This window comes from Streptomyces sp. NPDC107562 (assembly GCF_055657325.1).
This window is the reverse complement of sequence record NZ_JBVKBE010000003.1, coordinates 554,153-572,397: the sequence shown is the minus strand read 5'-3', so window position 1 is coordinate 572,397 and position 18,245 is coordinate 554,153. Positions and strand designations below refer to the sequence as shown.

The 18,245-nt window shown below is 72.9% G+C and carries 13 protein-coding genes; 4 read left to right on the top strand and 9 right to left on the bottom strand.

The features are described 5' to 3' along the window. Positions 1-34: 34 nt before the first annotated feature. The 3 genes from ACZ7LV_RS12775 to ACZ7LV_RS12765 all read right to left on the bottom strand — a co-directional run bounded on the left by ACZ7LV_RS12775 (position 35) and on the right by ACZ7LV_RS12765 (position 2,758). The gene (locus ACZ7LV_RS12775; protein ID WP_471938638.1) at positions 35-667 is read right to left on the bottom strand and encodes an MBL fold metallo-hydrolase; all 633 of its coding nucleotides are present in this window, start codon (positions 665-667) and stop codon (positions 35-37) included. Between the two features lie 48 nt (positions 668-715). After that, positions 716-2,014 (bottom strand): bifunctional 3-oxoadipate enol-lactonase/4-carboxymuconolactone decarboxylase PcaDC, encoded by a 1,299-nt coding sequence (pcaDC, locus tag ACZ7LV_RS12770; protein ID WP_471938636.1) that lies wholly within the window; start codon positions 2,012-2,014, stop codon positions 716-718. A gap of 255 nt (positions 2,015-2,269) precedes the next feature. Next, on the bottom strand, positions 2,270-2,758 hold the full coding sequence (locus tag ACZ7LV_RS12765) for a GNAT family N-acetyltransferase (RefSeq protein ID WP_471938634.1): 489 nt from the start codon (positions 2,756-2,758) through the stop codon (positions 2,270-2,272). Positions 2,759-3,182: 424 nt separating this feature from the next. Between ACZ7LV_RS12765 and ACZ7LV_RS12760 the strand changes: the two genes are divergently transcribed. Together ACZ7LV_RS12760 and ACZ7LV_RS12755 are read left to right on the top strand one after the other, a co-directional pair. Then, entirely contained in the window at positions 3,183-3,869 is a 687-nt protein-coding gene (locus ACZ7LV_RS12760) for an RNA polymerase sigma factor (protein ID WP_471938632.1), read from the top strand. 43 nt (positions 3,870-3,912) lie between these two features. Beyond that, positions 3,913-4,677: a sigma-70 family RNA polymerase sigma factor gene (locus ACZ7LV_RS12755; protein ID WP_471938630.1), complete on the top strand. Its 765-nt coding sequence runs from the start codon at positions 3,913-3,915 to the stop codon at positions 4,675-4,677. Positions 4,678-4,736: 59 nt separating this feature from the next. Here the strand turns inward: ACZ7LV_RS12755 and ACZ7LV_RS12750 are convergent, their stop codons facing one another. After that, positions 4,737-7,469, bottom strand: coding sequence for an ATP-binding protein (locus ACZ7LV_RS12750; protein ID WP_471938628.1), 2,733 nt, complete (start codon positions 7,467-7,469; stop codon positions 4,737-4,739). 352 nt (positions 7,470-7,821) lie between these two features. On the opposite strand from ACZ7LV_RS12750, the gene ACZ7LV_RS12745 reads away from it, so the two are divergent. After that, positions 7,822-9,144, top strand: coding sequence for an MFS transporter (locus tag ACZ7LV_RS12745; protein WP_471938626.1), 1,323 nt, complete (start codon positions 7,822-7,824; stop codon positions 9,142-9,144). 134 nt (positions 9,145-9,278) lie between these two features. Next, the gene (locus ACZ7LV_RS12740) at positions 9,279-9,716 is read left to right on the top strand and encodes a VOC family protein (RefSeq protein ID WP_471938624.1); all 438 of its coding nucleotides are present in this window, start codon (positions 9,279-9,281) and stop codon (positions 9,714-9,716) included. 34 nt (positions 9,717-9,750) lie between these two features. Here ACZ7LV_RS12740 and ACZ7LV_RS12735 read toward each other — a convergent pair whose 3' ends face one another. From ACZ7LV_RS12735 to ACZ7LV_RS12715, 5 genes are all read right to left on the bottom strand, one after another. Then, positions 9,751-11,868: a bifunctional serine/threonine-protein kinase/ABC transporter substrate-binding protein gene (locus ACZ7LV_RS12735; protein WP_471938622.1), complete on the bottom strand. Its 2,118-nt coding sequence runs from the start codon at positions 11,866-11,868 to the stop codon at positions 9,751-9,753. 42 nt (positions 11,869-11,910) lie between these two features. Next, entirely contained in the window at positions 11,911-14,121 is a 2,211-nt protein-coding gene (locus ACZ7LV_RS12730; protein WP_471938620.1) for a bifunctional serine/threonine-protein kinase/ABC transporter substrate-binding protein, read from the bottom strand. Then, positions 14,118-14,978: a hypothetical protein gene (locus ACZ7LV_RS12725; RefSeq protein WP_471938618.1), complete on the bottom strand. Its 861-nt coding sequence runs from the start codon at positions 14,976-14,978 to the stop codon at positions 14,118-14,120. Before ACZ7LV_RS12725 ends, ACZ7LV_RS12730 begins: the two co-directional genes overlap by 4 nt. A 121-nt stretch (positions 14,979-15,099) precedes the next feature. Next, positions 15,100-17,502: a glycoside hydrolase family 65 protein gene (locus ACZ7LV_RS12720; RefSeq protein ID WP_471938616.1), complete on the bottom strand. Its 2,403-nt coding sequence runs from the start codon at positions 17,500-17,502 to the stop codon at positions 15,100-15,102. Further along, positions 17,499-18,245, bottom strand: a complete 747-nt coding sequence (locus ACZ7LV_RS12715) for a beta-phosphoglucomutase family hydrolase (RefSeq protein ID WP_471938614.1) — start codon at positions 18,243-18,245, stop codon at positions 17,499-17,501. Before ACZ7LV_RS12715 ends, ACZ7LV_RS12720 begins: the two co-directional genes overlap by 4 nt.

Sequence of the window (18,245 nt, the reverse complement as noted above, 5' to 3'; positions counted from 1 at the left end):
GGCGGGTCCGACAACGCGTCCCGGCCCGTCCCCGTCACAGTCGCGCGGACTCCCCCGGCGTCAGCCGCAGGTGCTCGGAGCCGCCCAGGGCGCCGACCTGCCTGTCGTAGATCGGGCGGGCGAGGTCGGTGAGCAGGGCGTCGTGGACGTCGTAGGCGCGCTGCGGCCGGACCTCGCGGACGTAGTCGATGACCTCGGAGATCTTGTTCCAGGGGGCCATGACCGGCAGCATCAGGGTCTCCACCGGCCGGTCCGGGACGGTGAGCGCGTCGCCGGGGTGGAAGACGCTGCCGTCGACCAGGAACCCCACGTTGGTGATGCGCGGGATGTCCGGGTGGATCACGGCGTGCAGCTCGCCGTGCACCTGGACCTCGAAGCCCGCGGCGGTGAAGGTGTCGCCGTGCCCGACGGTGTGCACCCGGCCGGGGAAGGCCGCCGCGACCTTGTCCGCGACGGACTTCAGGGTCCAGATCGCGGCGGCCGGGTCGGCGTCCAGCGCCGTGCGCAGCCGCTCCTCGTCGAAGTGGTCGGTGTGCTCGTGTGTGACGAGGATCGCCTCGGCGCCGGCCGCGGCGTCCGGCTCGCTGAATCCGCCCGGGTCGATGACGAGCGTCCGGCCGTCCTTCTCCAGCCGGACGCAGGAGTGCGTCTTCTTGGTGAGCTTCATGCCATCCATCCTGCCCAAGGTCCACGACAGGTGCGCGTGGGGGGCGGCTCACTCGTGGGGCGTGGTCTCCTCCCGGATGACCTTCTGGGCGACCTTGAACGCGCTGTTCGCCGCGGGGACGCCGCAGTAGACGGCGGCCTGGAGCAGCACCTCCTTGATCTCGGCCGGGGTGAGGCCGTTGCGCAGCGCGGCGCGGGTGTGGAAGGCCAGCTCGTCCAGGTGTCCGCCCGCGACCAGGGCGGTCAGGGTGACGCAGCTGCGGGTACGGCGGTCCAGGCCCGGCCGGTTCCAGACCTCGCCCCAGGCGTAGCGGGTCACGAACTCCTGGAAGTCGCCGGAGAACTCGTCGGCCTGCGCGAGCGCCCGGTCCACGTGCGCGTCGCCGAGCACCTCGCGGCGCACCTTGATCCCGGCCTCGTAGGGGTCCGGCCGGCCGTTCGCCTGCGGGTCCACCAGCGGCGCGGCGATCTCGGCGACGGGGGTGATCTGCGGGGGCGGCGGCGCGGCGAGGACCGGCTTGACCGGAGCGGCCTGGATGGCCATCTGGCCGGTGGCGTCGAACGCCGGCTGCCATGCCGTGGAGAAGTGCGTGACCAGCAGGTCCGTGACGGCGGCGGGCTGCTCGACGGGCACCAGGTGGGAGGCGCCGGGTACGACCGCGAGGCGGGCGTCCGGGATCCCGGCGACCAGTGTGCGGGCCTGCGCGGGGCCGGTGATCTGGTCCTCCGAGCCGACCAGGACCAGCGTGGGCACGCCGATGCGGCCGAGTTCGTGCCGCATGTCGAAGCCGGCGAGCGCCTCGCAGTTGGCGATGTAGCAGCCGGGGTCGGTGGTGCGCACCATCTGCACGGCCCACTCGGTGATCGCGGGCTGGGCGGCGGCGAACCCGCCGGTGAACCAGCGGTCCGGCGCGCTGCGGGCGATCGGGTCCAGACCGTTCGACCGCACGATCACGCCGCGCTGGCGGAACTCGTCGGCGGTGCCGAAGCGGGGCGAGGTCGCGATCAGGGCGAGCGAGGCGACGCGCTGGGGGTGGCGCAGGGCGAGCTCCGCCCCGACGGCGCCGCCGAGGGCGCAGCCCGCGTACCCGAAGCGGTGCACGCCCAGGCCGTCGAGGGTGGCGAGCAGCCGGGCGGTGAGGTCGCCGACGGAGCCCGCGGGGTAGGCGGGGGCGCCGCCGTGTCCGGGCAGGTCGAACCGGAAGACGCGCCACTGCTTGATCAGCTCGGGGACCTGCCGGTCCCACATGTGCCAGGTGGTACCCAGGGACGGCCCCAGGATCAGGACCGGAGCGTCTTCTGGCCCGTCGAAGCGGTACTGCAGGGTGTTCAGTGGTGTCTCGCTCACCCGTCAGACCCTCTCATCTCCCACGAGCGCTCACATTCCCGGTCCCAACCTAACGGCTCCTGCCCCCTCCCCAGGACGGGCCCGGCACGGGACCGGTGACTCACCTGAAAGCTCTCCGGGATCTCCCCAACCAGCACCTCGAACACCACACGGTGAACGAAACGGTCGTCCCCTGGTGGGCCACGGTGCCGTAACCGTGCGTGCCACGACGTCCGGCGTCCCGTACCACCTGCCGGTTTCGGGTGGCACGGCGCGTCATTCCGGAGGAATCCGAAACTCGAATTCGGGACGGTCCCACGGCACGGCGGGCGGGTTCGCGAGCGCGGTCCCGGTCCGCACCGCACCGACGCGGTGGTAGAAGTCCTCGGCGGGAACATGCGACACGACCTTGAGACGGTCGAGCCCGGCGGCACGGGCCTCGGACCGCATGTGCGACACGAGCAGCCGTCCGATACCCCGTCCTTGCGCTTCGTCGGCGACGAACAGCAGGTCGAGCTCCGGAGGCTCGAGGACGAGCGAGTAGAACCCGAGGACCCGGCCTCCCTGCTCGTCGGCGCCGACGGCCACGAAGGTGCGATGGGCCTCGATGTAATCAGGACCGACCCGGTAGCCCTCGACCGCGGCCGCGTACTCACCCCGGTAAGCGCCGGAGCCCCGCACGAGCCGCGTGAGCCGCTTCGCATCCCGCGCGACGGCCCTCCGTATCGTGACCGGCGGGCTGGTCGGGGATGTGCGTGTACCCATCTCGGGAGTATCTCGCACCGGCGTCCGCGAACCGCGCACTGCCTGCGCGTACCTACGGCGACAGACACCCTTACTCATGCCTCTACCTATGCCTCCGGCCCGACTGTGCAGTCGTGTGACCGAGGCATCGGTGACGGCCTTGCGGCCAGACTGGCAACGCGTTCCGGCGCACAGGCCAACGATGCGCCGGTGCAGCCGGTACGCCGGTATGCCCGCACCGCCAAGCACGACTCACCTGCCCTCCGCACCGGTACTGGAGCTCCCCATGCCCGACACCTCATCCCGATCCACCGGACACAGGGTCACCGTCGTCACAGGCGGAACCGGAGCCCTCGAAGGAAACGTCGTTCGCACCCGGGCGGAGCGCGGTCCTGCCCCGAGGGTTCCGGGCCGCGCGAGCAGTGTCCGCACACGACGAGACGTCTTGCCGCACAAGCATCGACGCCTCCCTGTCGCCGACAGTACGGACCCAGGGCCGGCCGCCCCGGCGAACACCGGCGCCGCGGACGGGGCCGGCCCCGCCGCGGCCGCGGCGGACCCGGCCGAACTCTTCGCACTCTTCCACCAGGTGGCCATGCCGTTCATCGACCGGTTGTACGCGGCCGCCCTGCGGATGACCCGCGATCGTAGCGACGCCGAGGCCTTGATCGAGGAGACCTACCTCAGGGCCTTCGACTCCTTCGGGTCACTGACCTGGCAGACGGATGCCCGGATGTGGATGTTCCGGTTCCTGGCCGAGGCCGCGCTCGATGCCCGCGATGAGCGACGGCGCCCTACGTCGCACACTCCCGAGACCACCGACGCGCAGCCCGTGGGCCGACTGTCGCAGGACGCGCTGAACCTCGCGCTGCAGCAACTCCCGCGCAAACTCGCCATCGTCGTGTACCTGGCCTATGTCGAAGACTTCTCCCCCACGGAGATCGCGGAGATCCTGAGCATCCCTCCCAGCACCGCGAAATCCCGTCTGCACTACGGGCGACGCTGTCTGCACGGACTGCTCACCGATCCCGCCCGCCAGCGCGGGCTTCTGTTCCGTACGGTCCATGGGTCCGTCGAGGACTCGATCGCGCCGAGACGGCAGGTGCCGGATGTCTCGCTGACGGCGTCCTGAACCTTTTCTCGGACGGCAGGGCGGAATATCGGCAACGACAGAAATGGAAACGTCAGCACCCATGAATCCCGACACCTGTCCCACTGCGAGCACCCTCGAGGAAACCGCGTATTCCTTCTGGAAGGTCAGACCACGTCTGATGAGCGTCGCGTATCGCGTGCTCGGTAGCAGGGTCGAGGCCGAGGACGTGGTCCAGGACGTATGGCTGCGCTGGCAGAGGACCGATCGCTCCAAGGTCGTCAATCCGCAGGCCTTCCTCGTCACGGCGACGACCCGCCTGGCCATCAACGTCGCTCGATCCGCGCGGATATGCCGGGAGACCTACGTCGGGCCCCGGCTTCCCGAACCCGTCGACGCGGGCTCGGACCTGGAGGCGGACACCGAGCGGACGGAGGACCTCGAGGTCGCTCTCCTGCTCGTCATGGAACGACTGAACCCCACGGAGCGTGCGGCCTACGTACTGCGCGAGGCATTCGACTACGACTATCGCGAGCTGGCCGAGACCCTGCAGGTCAGCATCGTCAACGCACGGCAGATCCTGACCCGTGCCCGCAAGCACCTTTCGACCGCGCGGCAGGTGACCGTGAACACGGCGGCGCACCGCCGGCTCGTCGCGTCCTTCAGCGCGGCGGCCCGGACCGGTGATGTCGCCTCACTGAAGGCCCTCCTCGCGTCGGATGCGCTTCCCGCCGGCAACTCGCCCGCACAGACGAGCGTCCGGCCGCGCTGCGCGGCACCCCGCGGAGCGGCGCCCCACCAGCTGGTCCGGTCGCACCAGAACCGCCCGGCCCACCTCCAGGCCGCTTGACGTCGAGTCGGCGCCCTTCGATGCGGCAGGCTGTCCGCCCGGGGCCGGACACCGACAGTTCAGTTCGTCCCGCCGGACAGGGCGGCCGCGGGCTGTTCGTCGTGGAGGGCGGCAAGCGCGGCGGGGAGCTTGCCCCGGCTGGTGATGCCCAGGCGCGGGTAGACCCGGTACAGGTGGGCTCCGACCGTGCGGTGGGAGATGAACAGGCGCTGGCCGATCTCCCTGTTGCTCAGCCCTTGTGCCGCCAGTACGGCTATCTGCATCTCCTGGGCCGACAGTTGCTCGCTGGTGTTCGCGTGCCGTCGGCCGCTGGACTCGCCGGTGGCACGCAGCTGCTCGCGGGCCATCTCGGCCCAGGGCTGCGCCCCGATCCGGTCGAACATGTCGCGGGCCAGTCGCAGCGGGGTGCGGGCGTCCACGTTGCGGCGCTGCCGGCGCAGCCAGCGGCCGTGGTGCAGGTGCAGCCGGGCACGTGCCGGCGTCCAGCCGGCCGGGAGCCTGTCGAGGGCCGCTGCATAGCGCTCCTCGGCCGTGTCGTCCCCCGCCAGTACCGCGTCGGTGTAGGCGTGCGCGACCACCATCGCTTGTGAGGGCAGCCGTCCGGCCAGCTCGGGCAGGTCGGTCAGCAGTTCCCGGGCCTGCTCCACGGTGCCCGCGGCCACCGCGGCGTCCGCCAGGTCCAGCGCGAGCAGCCAGCGACGCATCGAGTGGTAGTGCAGGTCGGCCGGATCGAAGGCACGCGCGAGAATGTCGTAGGCCTCCGTTGCGCGGCCGTCGAGGAGAGCGAGCAGGCCGTCGACCTGTTGCGCCACCACCGTGACGTACCGCATACCGGCGAAGAGGCTGTGCGAGCGCAGTTCGCGGACCGACCGCTCGGCTTCCTCCGTCTCACCGCGCAGCGCCGCCACCAGGCCCGCCGTCGCCTGCAGCCCCAGCCATTGCATCCGCTCCCCGGTCTCCTCGGCCAGGGCCAGCCCCTCGGCGGACTCCTCGCGAGCCCGGTCGAGTTGGCCGAGGAACACCCGCGGATAGTTGCCGGACAGAGAGCGGGTGAGCAGCCCGAGCTTGCCCTGCGACCGCCACGCCGCGGCGGCCAGCTCCAGGTAGCGGCCGGCGCGCTCGAACTCGCCGATGGACATGGCGCTGGTGCCGAAGAAGTGCAGGATCCGGGCGTCTTCGCGGTCCGGCTCGAGACCGTCGAGCCGCGCGATCACGTCGGCCCCGTAGCGGTACGGCTGGGCGTACCCGCGCACCGCGAGCACATGAGGGGCGTCCGGATCGGGGTTCCACCGGTCCAGTTCCACGGCGATCCGGGCGCGCACCTGCGCGTCGCCGTCCTGGAAGAAGCAGCGTATTCCGGCACGCCACAACAGGTCCTCGGCGACGTCGCCGGCCCCCGCCGCGAACGCTTCGGCCGCCGCGGTGACCATGTCCTGGATGCGCCGGTGCGGCTTGTCCGGCTCGAAGGCGGACTTGTCGGACACGATCATGAGGCGGGCCCGTTCCACCGGGCCCAGCGCGCTCATGTCGGCGCGGTCCAGCAGCATCTGCGTGCTGACGCGGTCGTTGATCTCGCTGGCCAGCTCGGCTGCCCGGACCAGGATGCCGGTACGGCGCTGCGGGTCGACGACGAGGTCGGCCGCCTGACGCAGGACGGGGACGGCTGAGGCGACCTTGCCCCGGGCGTGCGAGGCGTCGGCGAAGCGTTCGAGCCGGTCGGCGAGTTCCTCGTCCGGGCCGATCGCGGCCGCGGCCTCGTGGATGAGCCGGCACTCGGGAATGTCGTCCATCACCGCCGCGAGGGCGCGGTGGGTGGCCAGCCGATCGGTCAGCGCGGCCCGGGTGTAGATGGCCGAGCGCATCAGCGGATGCTCGAACTCGGGGGTACGGCCGACCAGGGTGACCAGGCCCGCGTCGACCGCCTCCTGCAGGGCGTCCACGGAGACCTCGCAACCGCAGAGGCGACCCGACACCTGCAGCAGCCGGTTCAGCGGGGCGGTCGGGTCGGCGGCCAGAGCCAGCAGGAACGCCCCGCACGGCCGGCTCACCGAGTCGGTGCGTGCGGCGAAGACGTCCTCCAGCCGCTGGGTCAGCGGCAGGTCGTCCATCTGCGCGGACATGCCCTGTGCCGCCTTGGGCAGCTCGACCAGGGCCAGCGCGTTCCCCGCGGCGCGGTCCAGGATGAGCGCCCGCAGCGGCTCGGGCAGCTCGGGCGCCCCGGAGTCGAGCAACTCCGCGGCGGCCGTCCGGCCGAGGGGCTCCAGACGGAGGTCCGCGTAGATGTACGCGTCGGCGGACTGGGTACGGCTGGCGGCGATGTGCGCGATGGCGAGGTCGCCGTTGCGCCGGGCGACGAACTTGAGCACGTCCCGGCTGGACGAATCGGTCCACTGGAGGTCGTCGACGAGCATCAGGAGCGGCTGCCGGGCGGCCGCGTCGGCGAGGAGTTCGAGCACGGCCAGCGCGACCCGGTATATCTGGGGCTCGGCCTCCGTGGGATCGAACGCGTCGCTCAGCGCCGACCGGTGGGCGGCGGGCAGGTTCTGGATGTCACGGGCGATGGGTTGCAGCAGCAACTGCAGTGCGGCGAACGGCAGCCACTGCTCGGTCTCCACTCCGGAGGTCCGCAGCACCCTGAAACCGTTGTCGACGGCGTCGGCGGCGATCGTGCGCAGCAGGGCCGACTTGCCGACGCCGGGGGCCCCGTGGACCAGCACCGTGCCGCCGTGCCCCGCCGCCGCGTCCGTCACCAGCCGGCGCAGAGTCCGCAGCTCCTCGTCCCGACCGATCATCGCGCGCCTGCGGATGCCGGTCCTTGCGGGGCCTTGGGAACCGTCGGCCGCAGGCGAGTGACCGCGGCTCCACCACCGTTGAACGTCAGGGCCGCATGACGCTCAAGCGTCGCCGAACGGTCACACGTCGGCGCAGCGGGCATCGAGGTCAGCATGAAAACTTTCCTCCGGTTACGGGGCTTGCGCCAGGGATGCTACCTGTCGGCCCAAGGTTCCTCGGGTCGGGGGTTCTCGATCATCGGAAGGAGCGGGCCGTCGTTCCCGCGCCCGCTCGCCGTAAACTCACCGGTCGCAGTACGGGGTAGCGACCCGATCCTGCGTTCCGAACCGAGTAGGAGCGACCTCGTCCATCGTGATTCCCAAGACAGAGCCCGGTGTGCCGGCCGGAGCCATCACGCCGGAGGCGCCCAGCCGCAGACAGCACTTGCGCACCCTTCTCGGTACCGGCGGGGGCAATGCGCTCGAGTGGTACGACTGGAACGTCTACGCGGTCTTCGCGCCGTTCGTGGCCGCGGAGTTCTTCACACCGACCGACTCGTTCTCCGGGCTGCTCTCCACACTCGCGGTCTTCGCTGTCGGGTTCGGGATGCGGCCGATCGGCGGCATCCTCTTCGGCTGGCTCGCCGACCGCCGTGGCCGACGGACCTCCCTGCTGCTGTCGATCGCCCTGGCCTCCGCCGGGAGCCTTCTGATCGGTGTCGCCCCGTCGTACTCGAGCGTCGGCGTGAGCGCGTCGGTGGTGCTCCTGCTCGCCCGCCTGCTCCAGGGCCTCGCCTACGGCGGTGAGATCGCCGCCTCGCACACCTACATCGCGGAGATGGCTCCCCCGCACCGCCGAGGCCTGTGGAGCAGCACCATCTACGTCTCGGGTGTCTCGGCCGTCATCGTCGCGACCCTCCTCGGCGCCACTCTGACCACCGTGCTCACCGAGCAGCAGATGGGCAGTTGGGGGTGGCGGGTGCCCTTCCTCCTGGGCGGGGTGCTCGGCGTCCTCACCCTCCTCCTGCGTCGCACGCTGAGCGAGACGCCCTCGTACGGACACGCACAGGGCGCGGGGGAACGGCACGGACCAGGTACTTCCGTCGCACGCGACCTCTGGGCGAACCGTGCCGCGGCGCTGCGGGTCGTCGGGCTCGCCGCAGGTGGCACGGTCTTCTTCTACACCTGGGTGACCGCCGCTCCGGCCTACGCGATCGGGGTGAAACACCTCCCCGCCTCCGCCGCGCTGTGGTCCGCCGTCATCGCCCTCACGGTCCTGGTCGCGGCGCTGCCGCTCGCCGGAGCGCTGTCCGACCGTTTGGGGCGACGGCCGTGTTTCCTGATGTTCACGCTCGGCGGCGCGGCACTGACCTTCCCCCTGAACCACTTGATCCAGGACGAGGCCTGGCAGCTCACGCTGGCCATGTCGGTCGCCGGCCTTCTGCTCGCGCTCGGGGCGTCGATTCTGCCGGCCTACCTCGCGGAGCTGTTCCCCACGCATGTGCGAGCCTCGGGTATCGGCGCCCCGTACTCCCTCGCCGTGGCCCTCTGCGGCGGCACGGCGCCGTACCTCCAGACGTGGCTGGCCGGCAGCGGCCGCGAGCACCTCTTCCTCGGCTACACGATCGCTCTGATGCTGGTGACGGCCGTCGTCACTCTCATGTCGCCGGAAACCAAGGGAAAGACGCTGGAGTAGTCGGGGACGATCCGGGACGCGCGCCCGGAGGGTGTCACAGATCCCGGGGCTGCTCGGTCACTTCGGCGGCGGCGCGTCCGCCGAGGGTATCCAGGCACGGCCGGAGGACGGCCGCACAGTGAGGATGAGGCACCATGACGGCTCATGACGATCTGCCCGCCCCGCGACAAGGGCTCCTGGTCACACACTTCCTGACCGTGCGCGACGTGGAGAGATCGCGGCGCTTCTACGCGGACGTGTTCGGCGGCGAGGTCGTCATGGAGGAGAACCCGGCCATCGTGAAGGTGGCCAACAGCTGGATCATCATGAATCCCGGCGGTGGCCCCACTCCCGACAAGCCCGGCGTCACGCTTGAGGTGCCGCAGACCACCGAGCGCGTGTCGAGCTTCCTCAACGTCCGCGTCGCGGACATGGCCGACTTCCACACACACGCGGTCGCCAAGGGTGCTCAGTTTCTCACCGAGCCCCTCGACCGCGGTTCCGAACTGCGCTGCTACCTGCGCGATCCGGACGGTCATCTCATCGAGGTGGGCCAGTCCACCGGCCTGCTTCTCGGTGTCCACGCCGACTGAGCCACCGGTCCTCGACGTCGCACGGACCGACGGTTCATGTCGCCTTGCCGATGTCGTCGGCGCGGGCGACGAAGCGGAGCTCGCCGCCTGTCACGCGGTACAGGAACGCGCCGCCGTCCTCGGGAGGGTCGTAGAACTGGCCGCCCGCGTTGAAGGAGACCCTGCGCGTGACGCCCTGCCAGGGCCGGCGCAGGAGTTCGGCACGCAGGGCGGAGCGGCCCTCGGCGCCGGCGGCCTTCAGGCCGTACGCGGCGAAGCGGACGGCGTCGTAGGCCTCGGCCGCCCAGGGCGCCGGCGCGGTGCCGTGGCGGTCGCGGTGGGCGGCGGCGAACGCCTCGGTGCGCGGATCGGCGACGGCGTCGGTGTACGCGGTGCCGACCAGCCAGCCCTCCGCCGCGGCGAGCAGCGGAGGGCCGATCACGTACTCGCCGGCGACACAGGTCCCGCGGTGTCCGGCGTCGCGCAGGGCGCGGGCGCAGGCGGCGGCGCGGGCGGCGCGGGCGCCCGCGAACAGGACGGCGTCCCGGGGCCGCGCGGCGATGCGCCGGGCGACCCCGGTGAAGTCCTCGTCGGCGGCGATCTCCTCCACCACGGTCTCGCCGTCGAGCTTGCCGTAGACGGTGACGTAACGCACCGTCTGCAGCGTCTCCGCGGCGTCGGCGAGGTCGTGCACGACCACCGTCCTGGCGGGCCGCACCACCCGGTTGAGGTGGCGCACGATGGCCGGCGGGCCTGCGGTCCTGGTGGAGCGGAGCACCAGCGCGGTCGTCAGGTTCGCGCTGTCGAGCCGGTCGGTGTCGGCGCGGGTGACGAGCAGCGGGAGGCGCGCCTGCTCGCACGCGGCCACGGCCGGGAGCACGGTGGCGTTGATCCCGGCGCCGAGGAGCACGGCGACCTCGGGGTCCGCGACCAGCCGGGCGGCGGCGCGGCCGGAGCCCTCGGCGCTGCCGCCGTCGTCGGCGGTGCGCAGGGCCAGGTCGAAGGTGCGGCGGTCGTCGCGATTGTGCTGCTCGACCGCGAGACGGGCGCCGCGTTCGTGGGCGGTGAGGACGGCGTCGTCCTTGTCGCCGAGCAGACCGATCACCCGCCGGGGGCGGCGCCCGGCGCCCTGGCCTGCGCCCTGGCCCGCGGACGCGCCGGGGCGGGACCACCACCAGGCGCCGACCCCGGCGGAGGTGACGCCGAGTACCGACGCGGCGGTGAGCAGGCGCCGACGGGTGGGTGAGGCGGCGGGTCCGGGCGCGGCCGGGGTGGTGTCGAGGGCGGTGGGTTCGGGGACGGGCAGGTCGAGGACGCGGGAGGCGCGGGCCGCGACCAGCGGGGGCAGGCCCGCGGGCAGCCAGCCCGCCGCGACGAACACACCGAGGGCCGCGCGCAGTTCGGGCACCGTGGGGCGGGCCGCCGGGTCCTTGGCCAGACACCGTCGTACGAGCCGGCGCAGGCCGGCGGGTACGCCGTCCAGGTCGGGCTCCTCGTGCACGGTGCGGTAGAGCACGCTCGCGGCCCCACCGGTGCCGAACACGGCGCGTCCGGTGGCCGCGTGGGCGAGGACGCAGCCCAGGGAGAAGACGTCGCTCGGCGGGCCGACCGGCAGGCCGCGGGCCTGCTCCGGCGAGAGGTAGCCGGGTGAGCCGACGACGACGCCGTCCGCGGTCAGCGCGGTCGCCCCGACGCTGCGGGCGATCCCGAAGTCGATCAGGCGCGGTCCGTCCGCCGCGAGCAGCACGTTGGCGGGCTTGACGTCCCGGTGGACGAGACCGGCCGTGTGCACGTCGTCCAGCGCCTCGGCCAGCGCGGCCCCCAGGGCCCTGAGCTGCTCCTCGGGCCAGGGACCGTGCAGGAGGACGGCCTCCGCGAGGGACGGGCCCGGCACGTAGGCGGTGGCCAGCCACGGCGAGCGGCTCTCGGCGTCGGCCGCGAGCACCGGCACGGTCCACCGCCCGGTCAGGCGGGACGCGAGATCCACCTCGCGGCGGAAGCGGGCACGGAATCCGGGGTCGTCGGCGTGCTCGGCGCGGATCACCTTCACCGCGCACCAGGCGGCGTGCGGGGAACGCGCCAGGTACACGACCCCCATGCCACCCGCGCCGAGCCGCGCCGCGAGCCGGTGGCCGCCGATCTCCGAGGGGTCGGAGGGGCGCAGCCGTTCCATGCCGATCGCCTTCCTCGCCGCCGTGCCCGGGCGGCGTCCGCCCTACCCCGTGGTCTTCGAGGCGCTCTCCACGTCGGACAGCGACCCCACTTGCCGGAACCGCCCGCCGCGGACCTCGTGCACGAAGGTGCCCTCCGACCAGCCCCGGTTGCTGCTGGTGTACTCGTGGTAGGTGCCGAAGGCGTAGCCGCGGGCGATGCCCTGGTAGGAGACCTTCGCCAGCCGCTCGCCGAGCGCGGCCCGTGCCGGGCGGCGGCGCGCCCCCTTCGGGACCGTGCGGGCGAACTCGGTGAGCAGCATCCGCGCCGAGTCGTACGCCTCGGCGGCGTACGGCTCCGGCGCCGCTCGGTAGCGGCGGCGCCAAGCGGCGGTGAAGTCCCTGGCCCGCTTCGTCGTGAGCGCGGCGGCGTCCACGGCCGAGGTGACGACGTACCACCCCTCGCCGGCCGCGCCCGCCAGCCGCGGGAACTGCGAGCCGTACAGCTGGTGTTGCATCCAGCGCGTCCCGGTGAAACCGGCTCCGGCCAGCTCCTGGGCCGCGCGCACGGTGGCGTCCAGGGGGCCGAGATACGCGAAGGCGTCGATGCCGGAGGCGAGCAGCGAGCGGACCGCCGCCGGGCCGTCGCCGGTCTCCTCGGCCACCACGCGGGGCGCGACCTCACCGCCGAGCGTCTGGCGCCACTGGCGGACGACCAGGGTGCCCTGGTCCTGGATCGTCGTGCCGCCGGAGCGGTCGACCACCACTCCGATTCGTCCCGTCTCCTTTCGCAGCAGCGCGTGGAGCACGAGCCAGCTGGCCAGTGCGGAGTGCGGCGTGCCGCTCTGGAAGGACGACTTGGGCGACAGGAGGAAGTAGTCCTGCTGGCCCGTGGTGCTGGACACATGGGTGAGGCCCGCGTCGCCGTAGATGTTCGCGGCCGTGCGCATCGCGATCTCGGTGACCGGGCCGAGGACCGCGACGACGTCGCGGTCGGCGGTGAAGGTGCCGGCGACGTCCCGGCCGCCGACGACCGTGCCCGGATCCCGCAGGACGCGTACGGCGAGGTCGTAGGCGCGGCCGGAGGTGGCGTTGTGCTGCGCCACGGCCAGCTGCGCGGCACGTTCGCAGGCCCGGGCGAGCGGGGCTGCCGCGGGGTCGCTGGTGGAGTGGACGCCCAGGACGTAGGTGGGGCGTGCGGGGCCGCCGGAGCCGTCCGGCTCGTCGTCGCGGCCCGAGAGGGCGGCGGCGGTGGCCGCGCCGCCCCCGGCCAGCAGCAGGGCACCCCCGGCCAGCAGCAGCCGGCGCCGGGCCGGGCGCGCCTGCGGGGCGTCCTGCCCGCCCGTGCCGTCCGTGTCCGCGGCGCCCGCGTCCACGGCGGTCGGCTCGATACCGGGCAGGGCGAGGCTCTCGCTGGAGCGCAGGGCCACCATCCGGGCCACCGGGTCAGGGAGCCAGTCGGCGTCCCCGGGGAGGTCCTCGGTGAGGCCGTCGCGCACCTCCTCGGCCGTCGGGCGCGCCTCGGGGTCCTTGGCCAGGCAGCGGGTCACGAGCGCCCGCGATCCGGAGTCCACGCGGTCGAGTTCGGGTTCGTCGTGGACAGTGCGGTAGAGCAGCGCGTGCGGCTCCCCGGTACCGAAGGGCGGGCGGCCGGTCATCGCGTAGGCGAGGACGCAGCCCAGCGCGAAGACGTCGCTCGCGGCCGTGGCGTCCTCCCCGCGCGCCTGCTCCGGGGCGAGGAAACCCGGGGTGCCGACGACGACACCGGAGGCGGTCAGTGCCGTGTCGTCCAGGGCCCGCGCGATGCCGAAGTCGATCAGCCGGGGTCCGTCCAGGGCCAGCAGGACGTTGCCCGGTTTGACGTCCCGGTGGACCAGTCCGGCCGCGTGCACGCTCGCCAGCGCCTCGGCCAGTCGTCCGCCGAGCACGCGGGCGGCGCGCGGCGGCAGCGGTCCGTGCGCGGCCACCGCCTCGGCGAGGGCGGGTCCGGGGACGAACTCCGTGGCCAGCCACGGCTCGCGCGCCTCGGCGTCCGCGTCGAGGACCGGCACGACCCAGGGGTTCTCCACCCGCCGGGCCAGCTCCACCTCCCGTGCGAAGCGGGTCCTGAAGTCGTCGTCGGCGGCGCCGTCGGCGTGGATCACCTTGACCGCGGCGAGCTTTCCGGCGTCGGTACGTCCCAGGTAGACCACGCCCATGCCGCCCGCGCCGAGCCTGCGCAGCAGGCGGAACGCGGCGATGCGCGAGGGGTCGGAAGGCAGCAGCGGCTCACTCATCGCGCGGTCTCCGTCCCGCCGGCGGTGCCGGTTCCTGGCGTGCTGTCGCCGGACTTGCCGCCCGGTTCCTGCGCCGCCGCCTGCCGGTCGATGTCGGCGGCGACGAAGCCCACCCCCTTGGCGATGTCCGACGAGATGGCGGTCTTCTCCTCCTCGGTGCGGCCGGCACCGGTACGGGCGGTCGCCGCGACGGTCACCGGGCCGAGCCGGAACTTGAACCAGTCGAAGGGGTGCGCCCCCTTCTCCCCGTCCACCACATACGTTCCGGACTCCGTGAGGTCGTCGTCGGTGATGGCGTTGCGCTGCTCGCTGAAGGGGTCGGCCCGGGAGTACAGGCCGCGCACCCGCACCGTGGCGTTCAGCCGCTGCTCCGGACAGCGCAGGGCGTCCTCCAGGGAAGCGGCCATGTCGCGGCGCGCGGCGAGGGTGTCGTCGTGGACCGTGACGGTCAGCGAGACCTGCACCGGCCCCTTGCCGTCGGCCTCCGGGAGCACGAACCCCCGGGTCAGGCTGGCCAGGACACCGTCCGGCAGGGGCTCGCGACGCCACAGGCAGTCCTCGCCCAGCACGGCCCATTCGGCCGGATCGCTCTCGTAGGGCTCACGCTTGCCGAATCCGACGCCGAAGTAGTCCGGCCGTACGGCGAGGCCGCGCACGAACGCCACCGCCTCGGCCCGTGTCCGGGGCGCCCTGTCGTCCGCGACGGTGTACGGCTCGTCCGCGGGCGACGCGGACGGCGCCGGCGACCCGGCGCTCGCGTCGGCCGTGGGACGCGCGGACGTCTCCGGCGGATCGGCGGCGTCGTCCGCCCCACCGGTGCACCCAGCCAGCAGCAGCGTTCCGGTCACCGCGGCCACGGCTGGTCTCCACCCGGACATGCCCATGCCCCGGCCCCCCTACGTACGGATGTTCCCCTCGAAGGCAGTGTGACGTACGGGGGCGCTGATGGGATAGCAACTGGGCTGATTCCGCGGTGACTTAAGGGTGAACGGCGTCCCCCGGCCCGTCCGGCCCGCCCGGTGCGCAGGAGAGCGGCTCCCGTCCCCGCGGCTGCCGCGGCTCCGGACGGGTGGGGGCGGGCGGCACGGCGTGACCGATCGGTTCACCGGCGGTGACGGTGAACCGTTCGCCGTGGTGCAGGAGGTCCAGGGGCTCGCCCTCCAGGAGGACGTAGCGTGCCTCGCCGCCGCGGATCTCGACGCGCAGCCTGCGGCCACGGATCAGCACGGTGAAGGCGAGCCGGGTCAGCGCCTCGGGGAGGCGCGGCGCGAAGCCCACCAGCGGTTCGCCGGCGCCCGCGCCGCCGTACTGGCGCATGCCTCCGAGGCCCACGACGAGCGCGACCCAGGTGCCCGCGAGGGAGGCGATGTGCAGACCGTCACGGGTGTTGTGCTCCAGGTCCTCCAGGTCCATGAGGGCGGCCTCGCCCAGGTAGTCCCAGGCGAGCCGGAGATGTCCGGTCTCGGCCGCCAGGACGGCCTGGCAGCAGGCGGAGAGGGAGGAGTCGCGCACGGTGAGGGCTTCGTAGTAGGCGAAGTTGCGGGCCTTCTCGTCCTTGGTGAACGCGTCGGGGCAGGTCATCATGGCCAGGACGAGATCGGCCTGTTTGACGACCTGCTTGCGGTAGAGGTCGAAGTACGGGAAGTGCAGCAGCAGGGGGTACTGCTCCGGCGTCGTGGCCTCGAAGTCCCAGCGCTCCAGCGTGGTGAAGCCCGCCGACTGCTCGTGCACACCGAGCTCTTCGTTGTACGGCACGGCCATCCGGTCCGCCGCTTCCTGCCAGGCGGCGGCCTCCTCGGGAGTGGCCCCCAGATCCGCGGCCTCCTCGGTGAACCGGAGCACGCAGGCCGCGGCAGCCCGCAGGTTCCGGCGGGCCATCAGGTTCGTGTAGAGGTTGTCGCGGGCGATCGCGCTGTACTCGTCCGGCCCCGTCACCCCGTCGACGTGGAAGACGCCCTCGCCGTCCGTACGGCCCAGCGAGTGCCACAACCGGGCGGTGTGCATGAGGAGTTCGAGACCCGGCCCGCGCTCGAACTCCTCGTCGCCCGTCGCGGCCACGTACCGCACCGCGGCGTCGGCGATGTCCGCGTCGACGTGGAACGCGGCCGTACCGGCGGGCCAGTAGGCGGAGCACTCGGCGCCGCTGATGGTGCGCCAGGGGAACGCCGCGCCGGCCAGGCCGAGCTGGCGGGCCCGCTCCAGCGCCTCGGGCAGCATCTCGTGTCGCCAGCGCAGGGCCGACGCCACGGCGTCCGGAGCGGTGTAGCTGAGGACGGGCAGCACGAACGACTCCGTGTCCCAGAACGCGTGCCCGTCGTAGCCGGTGCCGGTCAGGCCCTTGGCCGGTACGGCGCGGCGCTCGGCCCGCGCCGCCGCCTGGAGCACGTGGAACAGGGCGAAGCGGACGGCCTGCTGGATCTTCCGGTCGCCCTCCACCTCGACGTCCGCCCGGGACCAGAAGTCGTCCAGGTACGCGCGCTGTTCGGCGAGCAGGCCCTCCCATCCGGAACTGCGGGCGGCGGCGACGGCGCCCTCCACCTGGTCCCGTACGGCGGGCAGCGACCGCTGCGCCGACCAGCCGTACGCCACGAACTTCACGAGCCGCAGCCGCTGTCCGGGGGCCAGGGTGGCGGTGACGGTGAAGCGGCTGACGTCGGGCTCGCTCTCCGCCGACCATGACGTGCCCTCGGGCCCCTCCACGATGTGGTCGGCCGCGACGCCCAGCCGCTGGCCGCTGTGGCCGGTGCAGTGCAGCAGGCGCAGCCGGGTGTCCTGCGCGAAGTCCTCCTCGGCGCGCAGCGGTGTGTCGATCACGGCGGAGACCCGGGGGTCGCCGGAGGTGCGCGGGAGCTGTTCGTTGGCGACCAGCTCCGACTGGACGGCCACGGTGATGGCGGTGTCGAGCGGCTCCACCACGTACTCCACGGCGGCGATCGACCGCTGGGTGAAGGAGACCAGGCGCCGGGAGACCACGCGGGCCCCCGTCCCCGCGGGGCTGATCCAGTCGACGGTGCGGCTCAGCACACCGGTGCGGAAGTCCAGCACGCGCTCGTGGGCGACGAGTTCGCCGTAGCGCAGGTCGAACGGCTCGTCGTCGACGAGCAGCCGGACGATCTTGCCGTCGGTGACGTTGACGGCCGTCTCGCCGGACTCCGGGTAGCCGTAGCCGGACTCCCCGTACGGCAGCGGGTGCACCTCGTGCACGCCGTTCAGGTAGGCGCCGGGCAGCCCGTGCGGTTCGCCCTCGTCGAGGTTGCCGCGCCAGCCGACGTGCCCGTTGGCCAGGGCGAAGACGGACTCGCTCTGGGCGAGGACCTCAAGGCTCAGCTCGGTCTCGCGCAGCAGCCAGGGCTCGCAGGCGAACGACGGGTGACTGATCACCGCTGCTCCTTCAGGAGTCGGGCGAGGTCGGTCACGACGAGGTCCGCCCCGTGCCGGCGCAGTTCCGCGCTCTGGCCGACCCGGTCGACGCCGACGACGACGCCGAAGTGCCCGGCGTGGCCCGCCTCCACGCCGGCCAGGGCGTCCTCGAAGACCGCCGCCTCGGCGGGCTCCACGCCGAGGAGCCGGGCGCCGGCGAGATAGGTGTCGGGGGCGGGCTTGCCGCGCAGGCCCTGCTCGCGCCGGGTGATGCCGTCCACGCGCTCTTCGAGGAGGTCCTCGATGCCGGCCGCGACGAGGACGTCGTGGCAGTTTGCGCTGGAGGAGACGACCGCGCGCCGCAGACCGGCGTCCCGGGCCGCCCGCAGATAGGCCACCGAGCCCTCGTAGGGCTCGACGCCCTGCTCGCGGATCAGACGGAGCACCAGCTCGTTCTTGCGGTTGCCCACGCCGTGCACGGTCTCGCGGTCGGGACCGTCCTCGGGCGTGCCCTCGGGCAGTTCGATGCCGCGCGACGCGAGGAAGGTGCGGACGCCGTCCTCGCGGGGGCGGCCGTCCACGTAGTCGTCGTAGTCCTCGCCGGCGTCGAAGGGCACGAAGGCGCTGCCGTCCCGGTCGGCGCGTCGGCGCAGGAAGGCGTCGAACGTCTCCTTCCAGGCGGCGGCGTGGACCTTCGCGGTCTGCGTCAGCACACCGTCGAGGTCGAACAGGCAGGCTCGGATGTGATCGGGAAGGCCCAGCAT